Origin of the sequence: Streptomyces sp. DH-12 (assembly GCF_002899455.1) — a bacterium.
Classification (GTDB): domain Bacteria; phylum Actinomycetota; class Actinomycetes; order Streptomycetales; family Streptomycetaceae; genus Streptomyces.
Window position 1 is genome coordinate 1,131,852 of the sequence record NZ_PPFB01000001.1, and the last position, 20,235, is coordinate 1,152,086.

The 20,235-nt window shown below is 72.5% G+C and carries 19 protein-coding genes, 1 pseudogene and 1 riboswitch; of the genes and pseudogenes, 8 read left to right on the forward strand and 12 right to left on the reverse strand.

All coding sequences use genetic code 11. The features are described 5' to 3' along the window. Positions 1–25: 25 nt before the first annotated feature. The 5 genes from C1708_RS04075 to C1708_RS04095 form a co-directional block, all read right to left on the reverse strand. A complete protein-coding gene (locus C1708_RS04075; protein WP_106411342.1) occupies positions 26–655 on the reverse strand; it encodes a GTP-binding protein in 630 nt (209 codons plus the stop codon). Beyond that, positions 633–1,004, reverse strand: a complete 372-nt coding sequence (locus C1708_RS04080) for a DUF742 domain-containing protein (RefSeq protein ID WP_106411343.1) — start codon at positions 1,002–1,004, stop codon at positions 633–635. The genes C1708_RS04075 and C1708_RS04080 overlap by 23 nt, the downstream gene beginning before the upstream one ends. Before the next feature lie 2 nt (positions 1,005–1,006). Further along, entirely contained in the window at positions 1,007–1,441 is a 435-nt protein-coding gene (locus C1708_RS04085; RefSeq protein ID WP_106411344.1) for a roadblock/LC7 domain-containing protein, read from the reverse strand. Positions 1,442–1,497: 56 nt separating this feature from the next. Continuing rightward, a complete protein-coding gene (locus C1708_RS04090; RefSeq protein ID WP_106411345.1) occupies positions 1,498–3,450 on the reverse strand; it encodes a sensor histidine kinase in 1,953 nt (650 codons plus the stop codon). Between the two features lie 492 nt (positions 3,451–3,942). After that, positions 3,943–4,614 (reverse strand): GntR family transcriptional regulator, encoded by a 672-nt coding sequence (locus tag C1708_RS04095; protein WP_106411346.1) that lies wholly within the window; start codon positions 4,612–4,614, stop codon positions 3,943–3,945. Between the two features lie 316 nt (positions 4,615–4,930). Here C1708_RS04095 and C1708_RS04100 point away from each other — a divergent pair, with 316 nt between their 5' ends. The 7 genes from C1708_RS04100 (at position 4,931) to C1708_RS04130 (ending at position 11,868) form a co-directional block, all read left to right on the forward strand. Further along, on the forward strand, positions 4,931–6,118 hold the full coding sequence (locus tag C1708_RS04100) for a 4-oxalomesaconate tautomerase (RefSeq protein WP_106411347.1): 1,188 nt from the start codon (positions 4,931–4,933) through the stop codon (positions 6,116–6,118). Then, positions 6,115–7,140, forward strand: a complete 1,026-nt coding sequence (locus C1708_RS04105; protein WP_106411348.1) for an amidohydrolase family protein — start codon at positions 6,115–6,117, stop codon at positions 7,138–7,140. The genes C1708_RS04100 and C1708_RS04105 overlap by 4 nt, the downstream gene beginning before the upstream one ends. A 55-nt stretch (positions 7,141–7,195) precedes the next feature. Beyond that, the gene (ligK, locus tag C1708_RS04110; protein ID WP_106411349.1) at positions 7,196–7,879 is read left to right on the forward strand and encodes a 4-carboxy-4-hydroxy-2-oxoadipate aldolase/oxaloacetate decarboxylase; all 684 of its coding nucleotides are present in this window, start codon (positions 7,196–7,198) and stop codon (positions 7,877–7,879) included. Between the two features lie 15 nt (positions 7,880–7,894). Continuing rightward, positions 7,895–8,818: an amidohydrolase family protein gene (locus C1708_RS04115; RefSeq protein WP_106411350.1), complete on the forward strand. Its 924-nt coding sequence runs from the start codon at positions 7,895–7,897 to the stop codon at positions 8,816–8,818. 54 nt (positions 8,819–8,872) lie between these two features. Continuing rightward, the gene (locus C1708_RS04120) at positions 8,873–10,258 is read left to right on the forward strand and encodes an MFS transporter (RefSeq protein ID WP_106411351.1); all 1,386 of its coding nucleotides are present in this window, start codon (positions 8,873–8,875) and stop codon (positions 10,256–10,258) included. Between the two features lie 284 nt (positions 10,259–10,542). Further along, positions 10,543–10,800 (forward strand): hypothetical protein, encoded by a 258-nt coding sequence (locus C1708_RS04125; protein ID WP_106411352.1) that lies wholly within the window; start codon positions 10,543–10,545, stop codon positions 10,798–10,800. Positions 10,801–11,259: 459 nt separating this feature from the next. Next, positions 11,260–11,868 (forward strand): hypothetical protein, encoded by a 609-nt coding sequence (locus C1708_RS04130; protein WP_106411353.1) that lies wholly within the window; start codon positions 11,260–11,262, stop codon positions 11,866–11,868. A gap of 157 nt (positions 11,869–12,025) precedes the next feature. On the opposite strand, the gene C1708_RS04135 is transcribed toward C1708_RS04130, so the two are convergent. From C1708_RS04135 to C1708_RS04145, 3 genes are all read right to left on the reverse strand, one after another. Continuing rightward, entirely contained in the window at positions 12,026–13,219 is a 1,194-nt protein-coding gene (locus C1708_RS04135) for an MBL fold metallo-hydrolase (protein ID WP_106411354.1), read from the reverse strand. A 122-nt stretch (positions 13,220–13,341) separates the two neighbouring features. Next, entirely contained in the window at positions 13,342–14,127 is a 786-nt protein-coding gene (locus C1708_RS04140; protein WP_106411355.1) for an SGNH/GDSL hydrolase family protein, read from the reverse strand. Positions 14,128–14,351: 224 nt separating this feature from the next. Then, complete coding sequence (locus tag C1708_RS04145) at positions 14,352–15,284, reverse strand: M23 family metallopeptidase (protein WP_106411356.1); 933 nt, start codon at positions 15,282–15,284, stop codon at positions 14,352–14,354. A gap of 4 nt (positions 15,285–15,288) precedes the next feature. Continuing rightward, positions 15,289–15,446, reverse strand: a riboswitch (cyclic di-AMP (ydaO/yuaA leader). A 549-nt stretch (positions 15,447–15,995) separates the two neighbouring features. Between C1708_RS04145 and C1708_RS04150 the strand changes: the two genes are divergently transcribed. Then, positions 15,996–16,793, forward strand: a complete 798-nt coding sequence (locus C1708_RS04150; protein ID WP_106411357.1) for a tyrosine-protein phosphatase — start codon at positions 15,996–15,998, stop codon at positions 16,791–16,793. A 27-nt stretch (positions 16,794–16,820) separates the two neighbouring features. Here the strand turns inward: C1708_RS04150 and C1708_RS04155 are convergent, their stop codons facing one another. From C1708_RS04155 to C1708_RS04170, 4 genes and pseudogenes are all read right to left on the reverse strand, one after another. After that, positions 16,821–16,934, reverse strand: coding sequence for a DUF6126 family protein (locus C1708_RS04155; protein WP_106416146.1), 114 nt, complete (start codon positions 16,932–16,934; stop codon positions 16,821–16,823). Positions 16,935–16,945: 11 nt separating this feature from the next. Continuing rightward, complete coding sequence (locus C1708_RS04160; RefSeq protein WP_106416145.1) at positions 16,946–17,569, reverse strand: helix-turn-helix domain-containing protein; 624 nt, start codon at positions 17,567–17,569, stop codon at positions 16,946–16,948. A 70-nt stretch (positions 17,570–17,639) separates the two neighbouring features. Then, positions 17,640–19,055, reverse strand: coding sequence for an aspartate aminotransferase family protein (locus tag C1708_RS04165; RefSeq protein WP_106411358.1), 1,416 nt, complete (start codon positions 19,053–19,055; stop codon positions 17,640–17,642). A 203-nt stretch (positions 19,056–19,258) separates the two neighbouring features. Beyond that, positions 19,259–20,221, reverse strand: a pseudogene (locus C1708_RS04170) (1-deoxy-D-xylulose-5-phosphate synthase N-terminal domain-containing protein); the annotation flags it as partial. Positions 20,222–20,235: the final 14 nt, after the last annotated feature.

Consider the following 20,235-nt stretch of genomic DNA (forward strand, 5'->3'; position numbering starts at 1 on the left):
AGGGGCTCCGTGAGGGGTGCGGGGATCACATGGGGGCGCCGTACCCCGTGGGTGTGGCGGGGGCGTGCGCGATGAGGTGGCGGACGAGGGTGAGCAGGGTCTGCACGCCGGAGCTGGAGATCCGGGCGTCGCAGCGGACGACGGGCACCTCCCCGGGGAGGTCGAGGGCGGCCCGCACCTCCTCGGGGGCGTAGCGGTACGCGCCGTCGAACTCGTTGACGGCCACGATGAATCCGAGGCCCCGCTGCTCGAAGAAGTCGACCGCGGCGAAGCACTCCTCCAGGCGCCGGGTGTCGGCGAGGATCACCGCGCCGAGCGCGCCCTCGCACAACTCGTCCCACATGAACCAGAAGCGTTCCTGGCCGGGCGTGCCGAACAGGTACAGCACGTGTGCGGCGTCGAGGGTGAGGCGGCCGAAGTCCATGGCCACGGTGGTCTCGACCTTGTTCTCGATGCCGTCGAGTCTGTCGGTGGCGGCGCTGACGGTGGTCAGCAGTTCCTCCGTGCTGAGCGGCGCGATCTCGCTGACCGCGCCGACGAAGGTGGTCTTGCCCACCCCGAACCCGCCCGCCACCAGGATCTTGAGGGCGGTCGGGAACAGGTCGTCGCCGTGCCCGGCGCCGTCGGCCCGGTCAGAGCTGTCGTCGTAGTCCATCGAGCACTGCCTCCAGAAGGGCCCGGTCCGTGGGGTGGTGGTGGAACGCGGGGGGTTTGTCGGTCAGCGCCCCCCAGTCGACGAGGTCCGCCAGCAGCACCTTGGTGACGGCCACCGGCAGCCCGAGATGGGCGGCGACCTCGGCGACCGGGACGGGGGCGCGGCACAGGTCGAGGGCCTGCGCGTGCTCGGGGCCGAGGTGACCGAGCGGGGTGGCGCCGGTGGCCCGCACCTGCGACATGAGGTCGAGGGCGACGGTCGGCCGGGTCCGGCCGTCGCTGACCGTGAAGGGGCGCACCAGCCGGCCGGCCGCGTCGTCGAGCCACGGCCCGTCACCGGCCGCCCGCACGCTCAAGGCCTCATCGCCGGGGGCTCGGCACCCTGCTGCCGGGGAGCGGTCATCAGGTACGGCCGGACGGACTTGACCAGCATCGCCATCTCGTAGCCGAGCACCGCCGCGTCGGCCTCCCGGCCGGCCGTCACCGCGAGGCAGGTGCCGGACCCGGCGGTGGTGACGAACAGCAGCGTCGAGTCGAGCTCGACGACGACCTGCCGGACGTCGCCGCCGTCGCCGAAGCGGATGCCGGCGCTGCGGCCGAGGGAGTACAGGCCGGAGGCGAGGGCGGCCATGTGGTCGGCGGCGTCCGGGTCGAGGCCGTGGACGGACTTCACCAGTCCGTCGCAGGACAGCAGGACGGCGCTCCGGGTGTGCGGTACGCGTTGCACGAGGCCGCTCATCAGCCAGTCGAGGTCGGAAACCTGGGCGGTCGGCGCATCGCTCGCCATGGTGGATCGACTCCTTGGGGTACGAAGGTCTGCGGGAGCGCTGGGGGCGGGGGTGGTCATCCGGCGGACGCGCTCCCGTCGTGCCGGGCGGTGTGGTCGGTGCGGGGTGCGGGCACGGCCGGCCGCGCGGGCGCGGGGGACTCCGGCTGGGACTCCGCGAGGCTGATGCCCCGTTGGAAGGCGGCCATCAGCTGGGGGTCGTGGCCGGCGACGTGCTCGCCGTCCTGCCGGGGCGCGGGCCCGTCGCGCAGCTGCGGCGCGATGTGCTCCTGGGCGCGGCGGCGGGGCAGCCGGGGTTTGCCCATCGTGCCGCGCACCGGGGTGGTGCGGGGCGCGAACGGGGTGGGCCGCGGGTCCCCGGCGCCGTCGTACCCGTCGTGCCCGTCCTGCCCGTCCTGCCCGCCGTGCCCGGTGGGGTGGACGCCGGGCACGGCCTCGGCGGGGGCGGGCCGCGCGGTGCGGGCGCCGCGCAGGGGCAGCGGCGGGGGTACGGCGCCGTCGTCGGGGGACGGGGGCGGGGCACTGCCGGGGCGGGCGGCCGGGGTGAGGGGCGGCGCGGGGGCGGGGTTCCCGGCCGGGATGTTCCCGGCTGCGGGGGTGTGCGTCACCGTGTTCGCCGGAGCCGGGGCGTCCGCCCGGGTGTCCACCGGGGCGGACGGAGCAGGTGGGTGACGGTCCGCCGGAACCGCGCCGGTCCCCGCCGGCGACAGTACGGCGCCCGCCCCGGACGCCCCCGTCACGGCGGGCGGTTCGCCGCCGAGCAGGGACTGCGGGACCACCAGCACGGCCTGCACACCGCCGTAGATGTTGGTCTGCAGCCGGACGTGGATGCCGTGCCGCCGGGCGAGCTGGGATACCACGAACAGGCCGATCCGGCCGTCGGCCAGCAGGCTGGCGACGTGCACCTGGTCGGGGTCGGCGAGCAGCGCGTTCATCCGGTCCTGCTCGCCGGTGGGCATCCCGAGGCCCCGGTCCTCGACCTCGACGGCCAGTCCGGAGGTGACGAGGTTCGCCCGCAGCAGCACCTGGGTGTGCGGGGCGGAGAACACCGTGGCGTTCTCGACGAGTTCGGCGAGCAGGTGGATGACGTCCGCGACCGCGTGCCCGCGCAGGGTGCCGTCGACCGGCGGCACGAGCTTGACCCGCGAGTACTGCTCGACCTCGGCGATCGCCGAGCGCAGCACCTCGGTCATGGGCACCGGGTTGCTCCACTGGCGGCGGGAGACGGCCCCGCCGAGCACGGCGAGGTTCTCCGCGTGGCGGCGGATGCGGGTGGCGAGGTGGTCGACGTGGAAGAGCCCCTTGAGCAGGTCGGGGTCCTCCATCTCGTTCTCCAGCTCGTCGAGGATGGAGATCTCGCGGTGGACGAGGGACTGCAGTCGCCGGGCGAGGTTGACGAACACCTCGAGCTTCTGTTCGCTGCCGGCCTGGCTGGAGAGCCGCGCCGCCCGCACCACGGCGGCGACGGCGCCGTCGTGGGCGCGGGCGAGGTCGGCCGCGAGCTGGTCGAACTCGTCGCCGTCGTCCGCCGGTCCGGTGCGCCGGCCGCGCGGGGGCGGCGGCTCGCCGTTGCGCAGCGCCTCGACGAGAGCGTGCAGGTCGGCCTCGCGCCGTGCGGTGCCGCGCCGCAGGGCGCCCACGCGGTCGTGCACGGAGCGGGCCGCGCGCTCGGCGGCCACGGCGGCGATGACGATGCCGGCGAGGGCCACGGCGGTGGCGCCGCCGAGCACCGCCCACAGCGCCCCGGTCGGCCGCATGCCGCTGGAGCGGACGGTGAACAGCACGGCGGCGCAGGCGCTCAGCGCCACCGCGACGGGCGGCAGCACGGCGAGACGGAGGAGCTGGGACCGCAGGGGCGACTCGGGCGGGCCGGGCGCGGGGCGGGCCGGCGGACGTCCGTGCCGTCCTCCCTCGCGTCGCTCCGGCCGGGCGGCGGTGCCGTCGCGACGGGCTCCGGGGCCGGTTCCGGGGGCCTCGGGGGCGGCGCCGCTCTCGGGCGCGCGGGCCACGACCGCGGCGCCGGCCGGTCCCGGGTGGCGGGACCCCTCGCCCCGTCGGCTCCCTCGTCCGCCTTGTGGCTGCACGTACCGGTCCCCGCTCCCTGATCCCGATCCCTACGACGCGGCCCTCGGCGCGAGGCGTCCTGCGACATGAGCCGTCGCGAGCCGTCACGCCGGGCGACCGACACTCACCGTAGTCGTCACCGCATCATGTGCGGTGGGCAGTTGACAAACTCGTGCGGACAGCATCGCGCTCTGGTATGAGGCGTCGTACGACAGACCGATAACCGTTCGACCGGATGCGACGGGAGCGATCGCGAAGCGATCAACGCTGGTCAGAAGCGGTCAGGGGGCATGCGGGGCGCGAGGGTGCGGAGGGGGGCGCGGAGCGGACAGGGCACGCCCCCAGAGCATCGGCTGCCAGGGAGGCGGCCCCGAAGACGGACCACCCCTCCGGCCAGAACATCACCCTGAGTAGTGAAAGGCGGGTGCGGGCGCCCGTCAGACGCGAGGCGCCGGCGTCTGCGCGGCCGACGCCCGCAGTTGTTCGATCACGTCGTCCAGGTGCGCCGCCGCCGCCCGCGCCGCCGCGTCCGGGTCGGCGCCGGCCACCGCGTCGATGATCGCCAGGTGCTGCGGCAGGGACTGCGCGGGGCGCCCCGGGCGCAGGGCGAGCCGGAACTGGAAGCGGACCATCGGCCCGTTCAGCCGCTCGAGCTGGCGGCGGGCGACCTCCTGCCCGCTGGCCTCGATGACCAGTTCGTGCAGCCGCTGGTTGAGGGCGGAGTACGCCTCCCAGGCGCCGTCCGCGACGGCCTGCCGCATGTCGGCGCCGATCCGCCGCAGTTCCGCGCGCTGCTCCTCGCTCGCCCGGGTGGCCGCCTTCCGTGCGCACAGCTGCTCCAGCGCCGACCGGCACTCGGTGATCTGCACGGCCTCGACGACGGACACCGCGCGGATGCGGGCGCCGCGGCGGGGGACGATCTCGACGATGTCCTCGGCCGCGAGGTCCTGCAGCGCCTCACGGACGGCGCCGCGCGTGGTCCCGTAGGCCTCGGCGAGGTCGAGCTCGACGAGCCGCTGCCCGGGTACCAGATCCCCGGAGCGCAGGGCCTGCCGGATGGTGTTCGCCACATACTCGCGGCCGGCGGCGCCCGTCAGCTTGTCCGTCACTCCATCGACCTCTTCCCTCGTCCTCCGTCGCCCGTCCCCGACGGCTCTCGCTGGGAGAACCCTAATGCGCGGCACAGGGGCGACCTCACCCGGACCGAACCAGGTGAACAATTTCTTCTGAACATCTTGTCAACAATCTCGTTGATGATTTAGCTTCCTCGCATATTCGCATCGACCACCGCGTCGCATCCCATCGCGCCACATCCGTCCGTCGTGACACATCCGTCCGTCGTGACACATCCGTCCGTCGCGTCACATCCGCCCGTCACGTCACATCCCGCCCACCGCCTCACATCCGTCCACCGAAGGAGCGACCATGTCCGCCGTCGCAGCCGTCCGGGCCCCCGAGGTCGCCCGCCGCGGCTCCCAGACCGCGATCCCGTGCCTGTTCATGCGGGGAGGCACGTCGCGCGGCCCCTTCTTCGACGCGCGGCTGCTGCCCGCCGAACCCGGCCCGCGGGACGCCGTCCTGCTGGCGGCGATGGGTTCGCCCGACCCTCGGCAGATCGACGGCGTCGGCGGCGCGCACCCCCTCACCAGCAAGATCGGCCTGGTACGACCGGGCACCGGGCCCGGAGTCGACGTGGAGTGGACCTTCGCCCAGGTGCAGCCCGACGGGGACACCGTCGACACGTCGGCCAACTGCGGCAACATGCTCGCCGCCGTGCTGCCCTTCGCCGTCGAGACCGGCATGGTCGTGCCCACCGGCGACCGTACGACGGCCCGGGTGCTGACCCGCAACACCGGCATGGTCGCCGAGATCACCGTCGCCACCCCGGCCGACGCCGCGGGGGCACGGCACGTCGCCTACGACGGCGCCGCGCGCATCGACGGCGTCCCCGGCACCGCCGCCCCGGTCGAGATCGGCTTCCTGGACACCGCCGGTTCCGTCGCGGGGGCCCTCCTGCCCACCGGACGCGCACGGGACACCGTGGAGGTGCCGGGGGTGGGCGCCGTGGACGTCACGCTGATCGACAACGGCCAGCCGCTGGTGATCGTCGAGGCCGCCCGGCTGGGCGCGACCGGCTACGAGTCCCCGGCCGAGATCGACGCCGACGAGGCGCTCAAGGCCCGTGTGGAGGCGCTGCGCCTGGTGTGCGGGGAGGTGATGGGCCTGGGTGACGTCAGCGGGCGGAACTACCCGAAGATGACCCTGGTCGCACCGCCCCGGCACGGCGGCGCCCTCAGCACCCGCAGTCTCATCCCCCGGGTCTGCCACCAGTCCATCGGCGTGCTGGCCGCTGTCACCGCGGCCACCGCCTGTGTCATCGAGGGCACCGTCGCCCGGGACGTGGCGACCGGGGTGTCCGGCACGGAGCCCACCGTCTCCGTGGAGCACCCTTCCGGCGAGTTCAGCGTCACCCTGGGCCTCGACCCCGCCGACCCGCAGCGGGTGACCCGCTCCGCGCTGCTGCGCACCGCCCGCCTCCTCATGGCCGGCGATCTGCTCGTCCCCCGTTCCGTCTGGGACCCCACTCCCACCCGTCAGGAGAAGCACGCGTGATCATCGACATCCACGGTCACTACACGACGGCCCCCGCCCCGCTCGGGCAGTGGCGTGACGCGCAGGTGGCCGCGCTCACCGACCCGCTGCGGGCACCCGCCCCGGAGGGGCCGGTGATCAGCGACGACGAGATCCGCGAGACGATCGAGACCAACCAGCTGCGGCTGATGGACGAGCGCGGCATTGACGTCACCGTCTTCTCCCCCCGCGCCTCGTTCATGGCCCACCACATCGGTGACTTCGCCACGTCCGCCGCCTGGGCGCGCATCTGCAACGACCTGTGCCACCGCGTGTCCGAGCTGTACCCGGACCGCTTCGTCCCCGGCGCGATGCTGCCGCAGTCCCCCGGCGCGGACCCGGCGACCGTCGTCCCGGAGCTCGAGCGGGCGGTGCTGGAGCTGGGCGCGGTCACCGTCAACCTCAACCCGGACCCGAGCGGCGGCCACTGGACCGCTCCCCCGCTGACCGACCGGTCCTGGTACCCGGTGTGGGAGAAGCTCGTCGAGCTGGACGTGCCGGCCATGGTGCACGTCTCCACCAGCTGCAACCCGGCCTTCCACACCACCGGGGCGCACTACCTCAACGCCGACACCACCGCGTTCATGCAGCTGCTCACCGGCGACCTGTTCGCCGACTTCCCGGACCTGCGGCTGGTGATCCCGCACGGCGGCGGCGCCGTGCCGTACCACTGGGGCCGCTTCCGGGGGCTGGCGCAGGCGCTCGGCCGTCCCGAGCCGGAGGAGTCGCTGCTGCGCAACGTGTTCTTCGACACCTGTGTCTACCACCAGCCCGGCATCGACCTGCTGCTGGAGGTGATGCCCGTGGAGAATGTCCTCTTCGCCTCCGAGATGGTCGGCGCGGTGCGCGGCATCGACCCGCGCACCGGCCACCACTTCGACGACACCCGCCGCTACGTCGAGAAGGCGGGCCTCACCCCCGAGGACCTGGCCGCCGTCGAGGAGCACAACGCCCGGCGGGTCTACCCCCGCCTCGACGCCCGTCTGACCGCCCGGGGCCGCTGACCCCGCCCGTCCCCCGCGGGGCCGGAAGCCCCCTGAAAGCAAGGAGCAACGCACCATGCACCAGCTCGGAGTCGTCCACCGGACCGTCGACCGCGCCGACCCGGCCGCGGTCGAGGCCCTGTCACGGTTCGGGGTCGCGACCGTGCACGAGGCGATGGGCCGCCTCGGACTGATGCGCCCCTACATACGGCCGGTGTACGAGGGCGCGCGGCTGTGCGGGACCGCGGTCACCGTGCTGCTGCAGCCCGGCGACAACTGGATGCTGCACGTCGCCGCCGAGCAGGTGCGCGAGGGCGACGTCGTGGTCGCCGGCTGTACGACCGAGAGCGAGGACGGCTTCTTCGGGGAACTGCTCGCCACGTCACTGCGCGCCCGGGGCGCCCGGGGCCTGGTGATCGACGGCGGCTGCCGCGACGTGGACGACCTGCGCGGGATGGACTTCCCCGTCTTCTCCCGGGCGGTCAACGCCAAGGGCACCGTCAAGGCCACCCTGGGGTCGGTCAACGTCCCCGTCGTCGTGGCGAACGCCCTGGTCAACCCGGGTGACGTGATCGTCGCCGACGCCGACGGCGTGGTGGTCGTCCCGGCCGCCCGGGCCGCCGAGGTCGCCGAGGCGTCCGCACGGCGCGAGGCGGCGGAGGAGGGCAAGCGGGAGCGGTTCCGGGCCGGCGAGCTGGGCCTGGACATGTACGGCATGCGCGGACCGCTGGCCGAGCTCGGCCTCACCTACGTCGACTGAGATCCGAGGAGCACGATGACCGACCACGACACCGCGGTCACCCCCGGCTGGCTCGACTGGTACCGCGGGCCGAGCAAGCCCTCGTTCGTCCTGCCGCCGGGAGCGGTGGACGCCCACTGCCACGTCTTCGGCCCCGCCGCCGAGTTCCCCTTCGCCCCGGAGCGGAAGTACACCCCGGTCGACGCCTCCAAGCACGACCTGTTCGCGCTGCGCGACCACCTGGGCGTGGACCGCAACGTGATCGTGCAGGCCACCTGCCACGGCGCGGACAACAGCGCCCTGGTGGACGCCCTGCGCGCGGCCGGCGGGCGCGCCCGCGGCGTGGCGACGGTCCGCCCGGACGTCACCGACGCGGAGCTGCGCCGGCTGCACGACGCCGGAGTGCGCGGGGTGCGCTTCAACTTCGTCCGGCGCCTGGTGGACGCGGCGCCGCGCGAGGCGCTGGAGACGGTGGCCCGCCGGGTGGCGCCGCTGGGCTGGCACGTCGTCCTGTACTTCGAGGCGGCGGACCTGCCGGACCTGGAGCCCTTCTTCGCCTCCCTGCCGGTGCCGCTGGTCATCGACCACATGGGCCGCCCGGACGTCACCCGCAGCCCGGACGGGCCGGAGTTCGCGCGCTTCCTGCGGTTCGTGGCGGAGAACGACGTGTGGGTGAAGGTGTCCTGCCCCGAGCGGCTCACGGTCCTCGGACCACCCGCGCTCGACGGGGAGCGGCACGCCTACCGGGACGTGGTGCCGTTCGCGCGCAAGGTCGTCGAGGAGTTTACCGACCGGGCGCTGTGGGGCACCGACTGGCCGCACCCGAACCTGAAGGACCACATGCCCGACGACGGTCTGCTGGTCGACCACATCCCGCACATCGCGACCACCCCCGAGCGCCGGCGGGCGCTGCTGGTCGACAACCCCCTGCGTCTGTACTGGCCCGAAGAGGCCCGCTGACGTCGTCACCCCCCGGCCCGGTGAGACGGGTCCTCCCCTTCCCTGGAGCGTGCAGTGCAGCACATCCGCACCACCAACGCGGCGAACCGGCTCGACCGGCTGCCGATCACGAAGTTCCACAAGCGGACCATCCTCGCGGTGGCGTTCGCCTACTTCTTCGAGTTCGCGGACATCAACACCTTCGCCATCACGGCGCCGGTGGTACGCGAGCAGTGGGGCGCCGACGTCGACACCGTCGCCTACGTCACCTCCCTGTCCTTCGTGGGCATGTTCATCGGCGCCGTCGTGGCCGGCGGGCTGGCCGACCGGCTGGGGCGCAAACGCACCCTGACCCTGACCACCCTGTGGTTCACGGTGTGGTCGTTCGCCTGCGTGTTCGCCTGGGACATCTGGTCCCTCGGGGTGTTCCGCGTGCTGACCTCGGCGGGCCTGTCCGCGATGACCGTCGTCGCCGTCGTCTACATCAGCGAGCTGTTCCCCAGCGCCAAGCGCGGCAAGTTCCAGGCGTACGCCATCGTCATCGGCATCTGCGGCACGCCCGTCACCAACCTCATCGCCTCCGCGGTGGTGCCGATGTCCGACTGGTCCTGGCGGCTGGTCTACCTGTGGGGGTCGCTGGGGGCGCTGTTCCTGTTCTTCGTGCGGCGGCTCGAGGAGTCCCCGCAGTGGCTGGAGACGCGCGGCCGGCACGAGGAGGCGGAGGCGGTGCTGGCCCGCATCGAAGCCGGTGCGACGGCCGAGCACGGCCCGCTGCCCGAGCCGCAGCAGCCGACGCCCAAGGGGCCGGCGGTCAAGCCGGGCCTGACCATGCTGAAGGACAAGAAGTTCCTGTACCCGACGATCCTGCTGTCGGTCCTGTGGATCACCCAGACCATCGGCTTCTTCGGCTACTCCAGCTGGGCTCCGACCCTGCTGGCCGCCGAGGGCGTCAGCGTCGAGGACTCGATCTTCTACGTCGCGCTGACGACCGTGGGCGCGCCGCTCGGCTCCTTCCTCGCGGCGATGGTCACCGACCGTTTCGAACGCAAGTGGTGTCTGGTGGTGTTCGGCCTGGTCATCGCCGGATCCGGTCTGCTCTACGGGCTGACCTTCACCCCGGTGCTGATCGTCGTCTTCGGCTTCCTGGTCAACCTGTTCGAGCGCGGTTACACGGCCCTGGCGTACGCGTACGCCCCCGAGCTGTACAGCACCGAGGGCCGCTCGCTGGGCACGAGCATCGCCTACGGTCTGGGGCGGCTGTCGAACGCGGTGGGGCCGCTGATGATCGCCGGTGTCTACAACGGCGTCGGCTACCAGGCGGTCTTCATGGTCATCGCGGGCACCTGGACGCTGGGGGCGGTGGTCCTGGCGGTGTTCGGACCCGCCACCCGGCGCCGCCGCCTCGCGGCGGAGGCAGCGGCGGCGGAGACCGGCCCGAAGTCGGTCACCGCCACTCCCTGAGCGCGTGTGAGGCGAGCGACGGGCGGGCCGGAGAGAGATCTCCGGCCCGCCCGTCTTCCGTGTCGTGCCCGCCGGGTCAGCGATCACCCGCGAGGTCGAGGCCCCCGGTGTGCGCCTCCGTGCCGTGCGGCGGGGTGCCGGTGCTCCGCACCGCGGGACGGGCCGGGTGAGCGGGCGCCACCCGGGCCCGGTGGACAGGTCCCCGCCCGGCTCGAAGGGGGCGCCCGGCCGGGGGAGGCGGCCGTCTGTCCCACCGCGCATCTCCCGCGGAGCTGTGGCCTGCGGTGACCGCCCTCCACGACCCGTCGCCGACCGACGTCCGCGACGGCTGGACCCTTCGGCCGTACGCGCTGCTCCGGGAGCGGTACGGGGAGGGCGTGGTCACCGGCCTGCCGGTGGGCCCCGGCCTGCCGGTGGTCCACGCCTGGCACCGACACGCGGCCCTGCCCCTCGTCGCCGGAACGGTATCCGACGCGAAGGCGGTGCCGTTCCCCTCACTCACCCGTCTGCACGCCGGGACGGCCGCGGAGGCCACGTCATGAGGACCGCCCACGACGAGATCGGGTGCCGGCCGGAAGCGACGGTCCTTTTCCGAGCCGCTCCGTCACCCGCGAACGCTCCGCGTGCCGCCGGTGGGGACTGCGCCGTTGCGTTATCGCCACCCGGCTGGTTTCCGCTGCGCTCTTCGAGATGCACGACGAATGGGTCGCCCACGCCCACCTCGCCGCCCCCGAAGGCGATGTGGGCGATATCTACCGTAAACCCTCTTTTAGTTCCTCCGTGCTACCCAACGCACCGAATGCAATCGCCAGTTGATCACTCACGCCATGACGGGGGATACTGCCCGGCGGATGCGTGTTCCCGACCGAGTGGCACCCGCTCCATTATCCTCCCGCGCAGGCCGTCAGAGGCCATGTGCCCAAAGATCACTGGGCAGTTGACCTCAGGGTTTCGTGATAGCGTCCTTGCCCGGAGGGACAGTGCAACCTGAAAGGGAAATCGTGAACACGGAGAAGATCGCCGCTCGCCGCCTCTCGCTGGAAGAGGTGACGAAGCTCGGCATGAAGGACAAGATCTTCGTTTCCGCCGACACCGCAGCGCTCAAACTCCCCGACTGCTATGTCCCTGCTTTCCTGACCAAGGCCGGCGAGAATTTCGAGGGCGGCTCGATCACGGCGAGAACCGTATTCCAGGAAGAGGTCACCTGCCTCCCCGACGACGAGAATGAAGCCGGAATCTACCTGGCCGACGAGAACGGCCCGGTGACCATCGAGGTCCTCCAGTCCGCCGGTGTCGTGCTGGACCTGGCGCTTTTCGTCCCCGGCGGGGACAAGGGGTCCCTCACGGCCCTTTACGCTGCCGTCCGGCAGGCGTTCGGCGCCGACGTCGTGCAGATCTGGCGCCAGGGCCTCAAGGAGGTTCCCGACGTGAAGGTCGACATCTACGAGGAGCAGATTCCCCGGGGACGCAAGGCGAGCGACAGCCCCAAGCGTGACCGTCGGGCGATCGACACCTACCCCACCCGCGCGGACTTCATCGAGTTCTCCACGGGGTGGAAGCCGGTCGTCGAAATTCACAAGCCGGTTGTCGACGACACCCCGACCATCTGAGACGGTGTCACCTCTCGGCCCGGGAGAACGCCGAGAACGCACGCACCGGACCCGGTCGGCTCCTGAGTGAGCTGTTCCGGGTTCCGTGGCGTCCCTGACGCCAGGGTCGCGGTCCTGGCGAAGGGGAACCACTGGACCGCCTCGTCCCCGGCCGGCGTCACCGCTCACCGGCGTGGTCGAGATGCCCCTCGCTCGTCTCGGCCACACCCCCAGCGATCCGGGGACGGCGCCACGGACGGGCGATCGGACCGGAGACCGCCCGCCACCACGCCTCCACCGGCAGCTTCCCCGCCGGCTCGAACGACTCGCCCGGCCGGGGGAACGCCACCGCCTGGCCGGCCTCCTCGGCGGCGTCCTTCATCCACTCCCCCGGTTCCGCCCACGCGTGCGGCGCCAGATTGAACGTCCCCCAGTGGATCGGCAGCAGCACGCCGCCCGGCTCCCCGCCCTGGAGGTCGAGGTGCGCGCGCACGCCCTCCTCGGGCGTCATGTGGATGTCCGGCCAGAACTCGGAGTAGGCGCCGACCTGGATCATCGTCGCGTCGAACGGGCCGTGGGCCGCGCCGATGCCGCGGAAGCCGTCGAAGTAGCCGGTGTCGCCGCTGTGGTAAATACGGTGCCGCTCACCGGCGACCGCCCAGGAGGCCCACAAGGTGTGCTGGGTGTTGCGCAGGCCCCGCCCGCAGAAGTGCCGGGCCGGGGTCGCGGTCAGGGTGAGCCCGCCGACCCGCGTCGACTCCTGCCAGTCCAGCTCGCGCAGCCGCTCCCCGGGGACGCCCCAGCGCTCCAGGTGCGCGCCCACGCCGAGCGGCACGGCGAACACGGTGTCCGTGCCGGCCAGCTCCCTGATCGTCGGCATGTCCAGGTGGTCGTAGTGGTCGTGGGAGATCACCACGACGTCCACCGGGCCGAGCGCGGCCAGCGGCAGCGGAACGGGGTGCAGCCGCTTCGGTCCGGCGAAGGGGAAGGGCGAGCAGCGCTCCCCCCACACGGGGTCGAACAGCACCCGCTGCCCGTCGATCTCCGCGAGCACACCGGAGTGCCCCGCCCACGTCAGACGCAGCCCGGTCACGGGCGGGCGGGTCAGGTCGGCGAGGGTGGTCGGATGCACCGGGATCGCGCCCCGCGGGGCGCGACGGGAGCGGGCGTCCTTGTCCAGGTACAACCTGGCCATGTCCCGGCTCGACCCGGAGGGGCGCACACGGGCCGGACCGCCCGGGTTCTGGAACGCGCCGTTCGCGAAGTGCGGGGACCTGCGGATCCTCGCCAGGCGCTCGCCTGCCGGCTCCGCACCGAAGGCAGGCGGCCGCAGGGCGCTCAGCCCCGGTCCGGGGGCGGAAGAAGCGGCCACGGTACCTCCACAGGGAATCGATCGGAGATTCCATTATGTGCGGCGGCTCCGACAGCGGGTGCGGGTGGTGGAAGAACCCGCAGGGGCGGGTCCGGGCCAGGGCTCCGGACCCGCCCCTGTCGTCATGCGACCGCCGCGATCCACGAGCGGATGTCGTCCGGGGACAGCGTCCCCTTCGCCGTGACGTGGTCGCCGGAGGACTCGCCGCGCAGACGGCGGCCGATCCACGGCACCAGGTACTCGCGGGCCCAGTGGACGTCGTCCCGGCGGATCTCCAGGGTGCCGCGCGGCGGGAGCGGCGGCCACGGCTGTTCCGGGTCGGCGGGCACCTTCAGGCCGAGGGACATGCCCGCGCGCAGCGCGACGCGGGTGTGCCCCTCGGGCGAGAGGTGCAGCCGGTCGGCGTCCCAGGCCCTGCGGTCCTGCACGCTGCGCAGCGACCACAGGTCGAGCACCGGGCAGCCGTACCGGTCGGCGACGGCCCGCACATGCCCGTTGTACGTGGCGATCTTGCCGCGCAGATGCTTGAGCAGTGGAACGCCACGGGTGTCGAACCCGGTGGTCACCAGGACCGTGCCGGCCGCCGCGGCGAGCCGGGCGACGGCCTTCTCGAAGCGCTCGGCGACCTCGTCCGGGTCGCTGCCCGGGCGCAGGATGTCGTTGCCGCCCGCGCAGAACGAGACCAGGTCGGGGGCGAGTTCGACGGCCCGCGGGACCTGGTCGGCCACGATCTGGTCCAGCAGCTTGCCGCGCACCGCGAGATTGACGTATTGGAAGTCGCCCTCGGGCCTGCGGTCGGCGAGCAGGACGGCGAGCCGGTCGGCCCAGCCGACGAACGCCCCGTCGGGGCCGGGGTCGCCGACGCCCTCGGTGAAGCTGTCCCCCACCGCCACGTACGACCCGATCACTGTTGCCTTGTCACTCTTCGAATCGTCTGCCACAACCGCACATGATTCACCTTCCGATGTGACCTACGCGACCGTAGGGAGGGGTTGACGGACGGTGAGATAAGCCACTCCGAGGTTTGACCGAGCCCGGAACAGGTACGGTCCGGGCCCGGACGCGCCGAAGGCCGGCCCCGTGGATCGGGGCCGGCCTTCGGCGCGCGTGTCAGGAAGGGTGCCGCGAGGGGTCAGATGGAGACGCCCTTGGAGCGGAGGTACGAGACCGGGTCCACGTCCGAGCCGTAGTCCGGGCCGGTGCGGATCTCGAAGTGCAGGTGCGGGCCGGTCACGTTGCCGGTCGCACCGGAGAGACCGACCTGCTGGCCGGCGCTCACCGTCTGGCCCGTCGAGACGGACAGCGAGGACAGGTGGGCGTACTGGGCGTAGTGACCGTCGTTCAGCTTGATGACGACCTGGTTGCCGTACGCGCCGCCCCAGCCGGCGGAGACGACGGTGCCGGCTCCGACGGCCTTCAGGGAGGTGCCGGTCGGGACGCTGAAGTCGACACCGGTGTGGTAGCCGCTGGACCACATGCTGCCGGCCACCTTGTAGGCGGTGCCGACACCGCCGCCGGGCACCGGCGAGCTGTAGGCGGAGGTGGTCTGGGTGGAGGCACCGTCGGAGGCGGACTCCTCGGACGACTTCTGCGCGGGCTGCTGAGCGGGCTTCTCGGCGGGCTTCTCGGCCTTGGGAGCGGCGGGCTTCGACGCCTGCGGCGAAGTGGACTGCCGGGGCGCGCTCTCGGCGACGGCCTTGCCGCCGAGGGAGAGCTTCAGACCCGGGTGGATGAGCGACGGGTCGTCACCCACGGCCTCGCGGTTGTCCGCGTAGAGCTGCTTCCAGCCACCGTCGACGTGCTCCGCCTCGGCGATCCTGGCGAGGTAGTCGCCGGCCTTCACGGTGTACGTGCGGGCCTCGTCGCCCTTGTCGGCCTTGGCCTGCTGGCCGGTGACGGACAGCGACTGGACCGACTTCTCGGGGGCCGCCTGCGGCGTCGCGGCGTGCGCGCCGGTGGCGCCGAGGAACGGCAGGGCGAGCGCGGCGCCACCGGTTCCGGCGACGGCGATGGAGCGGGTGAAACGCTGAGCCTTGGTACGGCGGTGCTTACCCTTCGCGGGCATGACGAATTCCTCTCCGGCGCCTACGAGGTGAGCTGTCGGGTGCGGACTGGAGATGTCCGGCCGCGTTGCCGCGCGGCTTAACCCCAAGCCTGTTTCCGGGGCCCGGAACAGGCAGTCGTACCTGTGGGTCCCCCGCTCCTGCCGTACGTCGGGTCAGTGTGTGCGGGCTCCGGGCGGCGGCAGGATTAGGCGTCCGTCCGGATCGGTTGGGAACGTAAGCGACCCCGACGCGGCGAAACAAGCGCGGGTTCCCGCGAACCCGCTTTTTACGTGATCGAAAGGGGGAAAAGACGTCACCGTGCGTTGATGTCGGAAGCGGTACACGGGCGAATTCCCCTGTCACGGGGGGGAATTACGTGAACATGGCGACAGCACACGGTCACCGGTATGACGATGCTCACGCACCCCATCCCCAAATCCCGCCCTACTAGGGCAGGTTATCCCTAACCGGCCCAATCGGACAGAACGCCGTAATCATCCGAAGCCCGGCATCGCAGCCGACGCAGGGGCGACATCCGGATCCTTGTGACGCCAGCCGTCACACGCCTCACACGACCGAACAAAAAGCTACACAAAGCACCACACCGCCAGGTGACCGGGGCCCGCTCAGCCACCCTGTGGACAACTCATTGCCCCAGGCAGGTATGTCGTATCGTCGAGTGGTGCCCGTCGGCGAGCCGCGGCGACGGCGCCGAGTGGGAGGAGCCGTCCGTGACGCAGGAGATCCCGTCGACCGAGCCCCAGCTGACCGGGGTGCGCAACTTCCGCGACGTGGGCGGGCTGCCCACGGTGGACGGCCGACGGGTGCGGCACGGGGTGCTGTTCCGCAGCGGTCACCTCGCCCACGCCACCGCGGAGGACGCCGCCTTCCTCGCCTCGCTCGGTCTGCACACCGTGTTCGACTTCCGCAACGCGGCCGACCAGAAGCTGGAGGGGCCGGACGTCGAGCTGCCGGGCGTGCGCAACGTCAACCTGCCGCTGAGCGACCCGGCCGACGGCGCGGAGTTCTGGAAGATGGTGCGCGACGGCGACCTGGACCAGCTCCGCGCGATCCTCGCCGACGGCCAGGGCGCCGACCGGATGATCACCTCGTACCGCATGATCGTCAAGGAGCGCACCGCCGAGCACTCCCAGGTGCTGCGCGCGCTCGCCGAGGACAGCGTCCCCGCCCTGATGCACTGCGCGGCCGGCAAGGACCGCGCCGGTCTCTCCGTGGCGGTCACCCTGCTCGCCGTGGGCGTGGAGCGCGACGCGATCGTCGAGGACTACCTGAAGTCCAACGCCAAGCACCGCCGCTACAAGGTGCGCCGCAGCGGCAGCTCCCCCGACGCCTACTCCCCCGAGGTCATGGAGCTGCTCAGCCCGCTGTTCGACGCGCGCGAGGAGTACCTGGCGGCGGCCTTCGAGACCGTCGAGGAGACCTGGGGCGGCGTGGACGCCTACCTGGAGCAGGGGCTCGGTCTCACGCCGGCCCGCCGGGAGCGGCTGCGCGAGCGCCTGCTCGACTGACGCCGGCCCCCGCCGCCCGGCCGGCTGCTACTTCTTCGGCGCGATCTCGAAGAGGAAGTAGATGAAGGCCGCGAAAACGTGCCCCACCACGACGTAGACGAACAGGCGGACCCACAGGGCCCGGGGGAACTTCTCCTCCATGTCCTTGCCGGTCACGGTGTCTCTCCAGGGGTCGGGCCCAGGCACAGGGCGGCCGTGGGACTCTGCAGCAGGGTGTGGACGAACAGCAGCTCGACACCGTCGGCGTCCTGCGCGGCGATGCGGTGCGGGGTGAGCGAGTCGAAGTGGGCGCTGTCGCCCGGGGACAGCCGGTGCAGGGTGTCCCCGAGGCACAGCAGCAGCCGCCCCTTGAGGACGTACAGCCACTCCTCGCCGGGGTGGACCCGCACGATGTCGCCCTGGGAGCCGTGCGGCACACGGACCCGCAGGGCCTGCATGCCGCGTCCGGCGGCGCCGGCCTGCCAGTACGACCAGCCGCCCGCCTCCGTGGGATCCATGTCGGCGGCGCGCACCACGGCGTCCCGGTCGGCGGCCGACTCCCCGAGCAGCTCGGAGACGGTCGTCCCGTAGATCCGCGCCAGGGAGAGCAGCATCGGCAGCGAGGGCTGGCGCTGCCCGGTCTCCAGCCGGGAGAGGTGGGCGGGCGACAGGCCCGCCTGCCGGGCGGCGGCCTCCAGCGTCAGGGAGGCCCGACGGCGCAGGGCGCGCAGCTGCGGAGCGACCGCGGGCAGCGCTTCGGCGGCCTCCGCCCGCGGTCCGGTCTCGGAGGAGCTCATGCCCCCATTGAGCACCAGGACTTACCCCTGAGGCAATTTCCTTGCCTCTGAGGCAAACCGCGCCGGGTCCTCACCGGTTGGCGACCGCCTGCTTCACCAGGGTCTTGCCGAAGTCCCAGATGAGTCCGCCCTCGTGGGCGTCGTCCATCACCGCGGTGAAGGCGTCCACGAACCGGTTCACGTCCCCCTCGTCGATGATCAGCGGAGGGATCAGCTTGATCACCTCCAGATGATCGCCGGAGACCTGAGTGAGGATACGGTGCCGCTGGAGCAGCGGGACCACCACCATCTGCGCGAAGAGCCCCTTGCGGGCCGCCTGCAGCACGGCCCAGCGCGAGCGCAGCTTCAGCGAGCGGGGCCGCCCGAACTCGATGCCGATCATCAGGCCCCGTCCGCGGACGTCGGCGAGCAGCTCGTAGCGGTCGGTCAGCGCGGCCAGCCGGGTCCGCAGCAGCTCCCCGACCCTGCGCACGTGCGCGACGGTCTGCTCGTCCTCCATGACCGACAGCACCGCGAGGCCCGCCGCCATGGCCTGCGCGTTGGAGCCGAAGCTGGCGGAGTGCACCAGCACCCGGTCCATCGACGAGAAGACCTTCTTGAAGATCCAGTCCTTGCCGAGCGTCGCGCCCACCGGCACGTAACCGCCGGACAGCGCCTTGGCCACGCACACCAGGTCCGGCTCGACGCCCTCCTCGTGCTGGTAGGCGTAGAAGTCACCGGTGCGGCCGAGTCCGGTCTGCACCTCGTCGGCGATCAGCAGCGCCTTGTGCCGGTGCAGCAGCTCCTGCGCGGCCCGCAGCCAGCCGGGCGGGGCCTCGTGCACGCCCTTGCCCTGGATCGGCTCCACGATCAGCGCGGCCACGTCGCCCTTGCGCAGCTGGCGCTCCAGCGCGCCGAGGTCCCCGAGCGGCACGGCCGTGTCGGGCAGCAGCGGGGCGAACCCGTCCCGGAAGCCGGCCTCGCCGTTGACCGACAGGGCGCCGGTGGTCAGGCCGTGGAAGGCGTGCTCGCAGTACAGCACCCTGGGCCGGCCGGTGGCGTAGCGGGCGAACTTCAGGGCTGCCTCCACGGCCTCCGTGCCGCTGTTGCCGAAGAACACCCGGTCCAGATGCGGACTGTGGGCGAGGAGCTTCTCCGCGAGCAGGCCCGGCAGCGGCTGGCAGTCGAAGCGGGTGAGGTCGGCGAGGGAGAGGTCCAGCACGTCGTGCAGCGCCTTGCGGACCACGGGGTGATGGCGGCCGAGGCCCATCACCCCGAACCCGGCGAGCATGTCCAGGTGGTCGTTGCCGTCGGCGTCCCAGAAGTGGGCCCCCTCGGCACGCTCGTAGACCTTGTCGAAGCCGATGGTGTGCAGCATGCGCGGGAGCTGCGGGTTGAGGTACCGGCTGTGCAGCTCGTAGCGCTCGGCCCCGCGCTCGGCCAGCAGCGTGCCGAGGTCGAACGTCCCGGCCTGTGACGACTCCGACGCGGACTCCGCGGTGGTCATGCCTGGTGCTCCTGTGCGTCCAGTGGCTGTTTCGCGAGTTCGTCCCCGACGGCGAGGCTCGCACTGATCCGTCCGGCGACGTCGACGGGCGTGAGCCCGATGTCGGCGAGCACCTCGCCGCGCTTGGCGTGCGCGAGGAACTGCTCCGGGATGCCGAACCGCCGCACCGGGACGGCGACCTCGGCGTCGCCCAGCGCCGGCGCCACCGCGGTCCAGGACGGCCCGCCGGAGGGGGCGAGGGGCGTACAGGTGAGCGGGTCCATCACGCCGACGGTGTGGAAGCGGTCCTCCTCATGGGCGAGGGCGGGTTCGTAGCCGCGGCCCTTCTCGGTGATGCAGTCCACGAGGACCGGGCCGTGGCAGCGTCCGGCACGGCGCAGCGCGGACTCCACGGCCCGGATGTCGTGGCCGTCGACCGGGCCGACGTACTTCAGCCCCAGGTCCCGGAAGAGGCCCCGGGGGGCGAAGGCGGCCCTGAGGCCCTTCTTCGCCCCGTGCAGCGCCTCGTGGACGGGCGGGCCGGCCACGGGCGTGCGCTGGAGGACGTCCTTGCCCCAGGCCAGGAAGCGTTCGTGGCCGTCGGTGGCGCGCAGGGCGGCGAGGTGGTGGGCGAGGCCGCCGATGGTGGGGGCGTAGGAGCGTTCGTTGTCGTTGACGACGACGATGAGCGGGCGGTCCTTGGCGGCGGCGATGTCGTCGAGCGCCTCCCAGGCCATGCCGCCGGTGAGGGCGCCGTCGCCGACGACGGCGACGACGTGCCCCCGCTCCCCGCGCAACCGGCGGGCCTTGGCGAGTCCGTCGGCCCGGCCGAGGGCGGTGAAGGCGTGGCTGTTCCCGATGACGTCGTGCTCGGACTCCTCACGGGAGGGGTAGCCGGAGAGGCCGCCCTTGCCGCGCAGCTTGGAGAAGTCCTGACGGCCGGTCAGCAGCTTGTGCACGCAGCTCTGGTGACCGGTGTCCCACAGGATGCGGTCGGCCGGCGAATCGAAGACCCGGTGCAGGGCGATCGTGAGTTCCACCACCCCGAGGTCGGGTCCGAGGTGGCCCCCGGTCCTGGCGACCGCGTGCACCAGGAACTCCCTGATCTCGTCGGCCAGTTCGCCGAGTTCCGCCTCGGACAGCGCCTTCAGGTCGCGTGGTTGCCGGATGCTCTCCAGGATCGTCACGCTCGGGCCCCCTT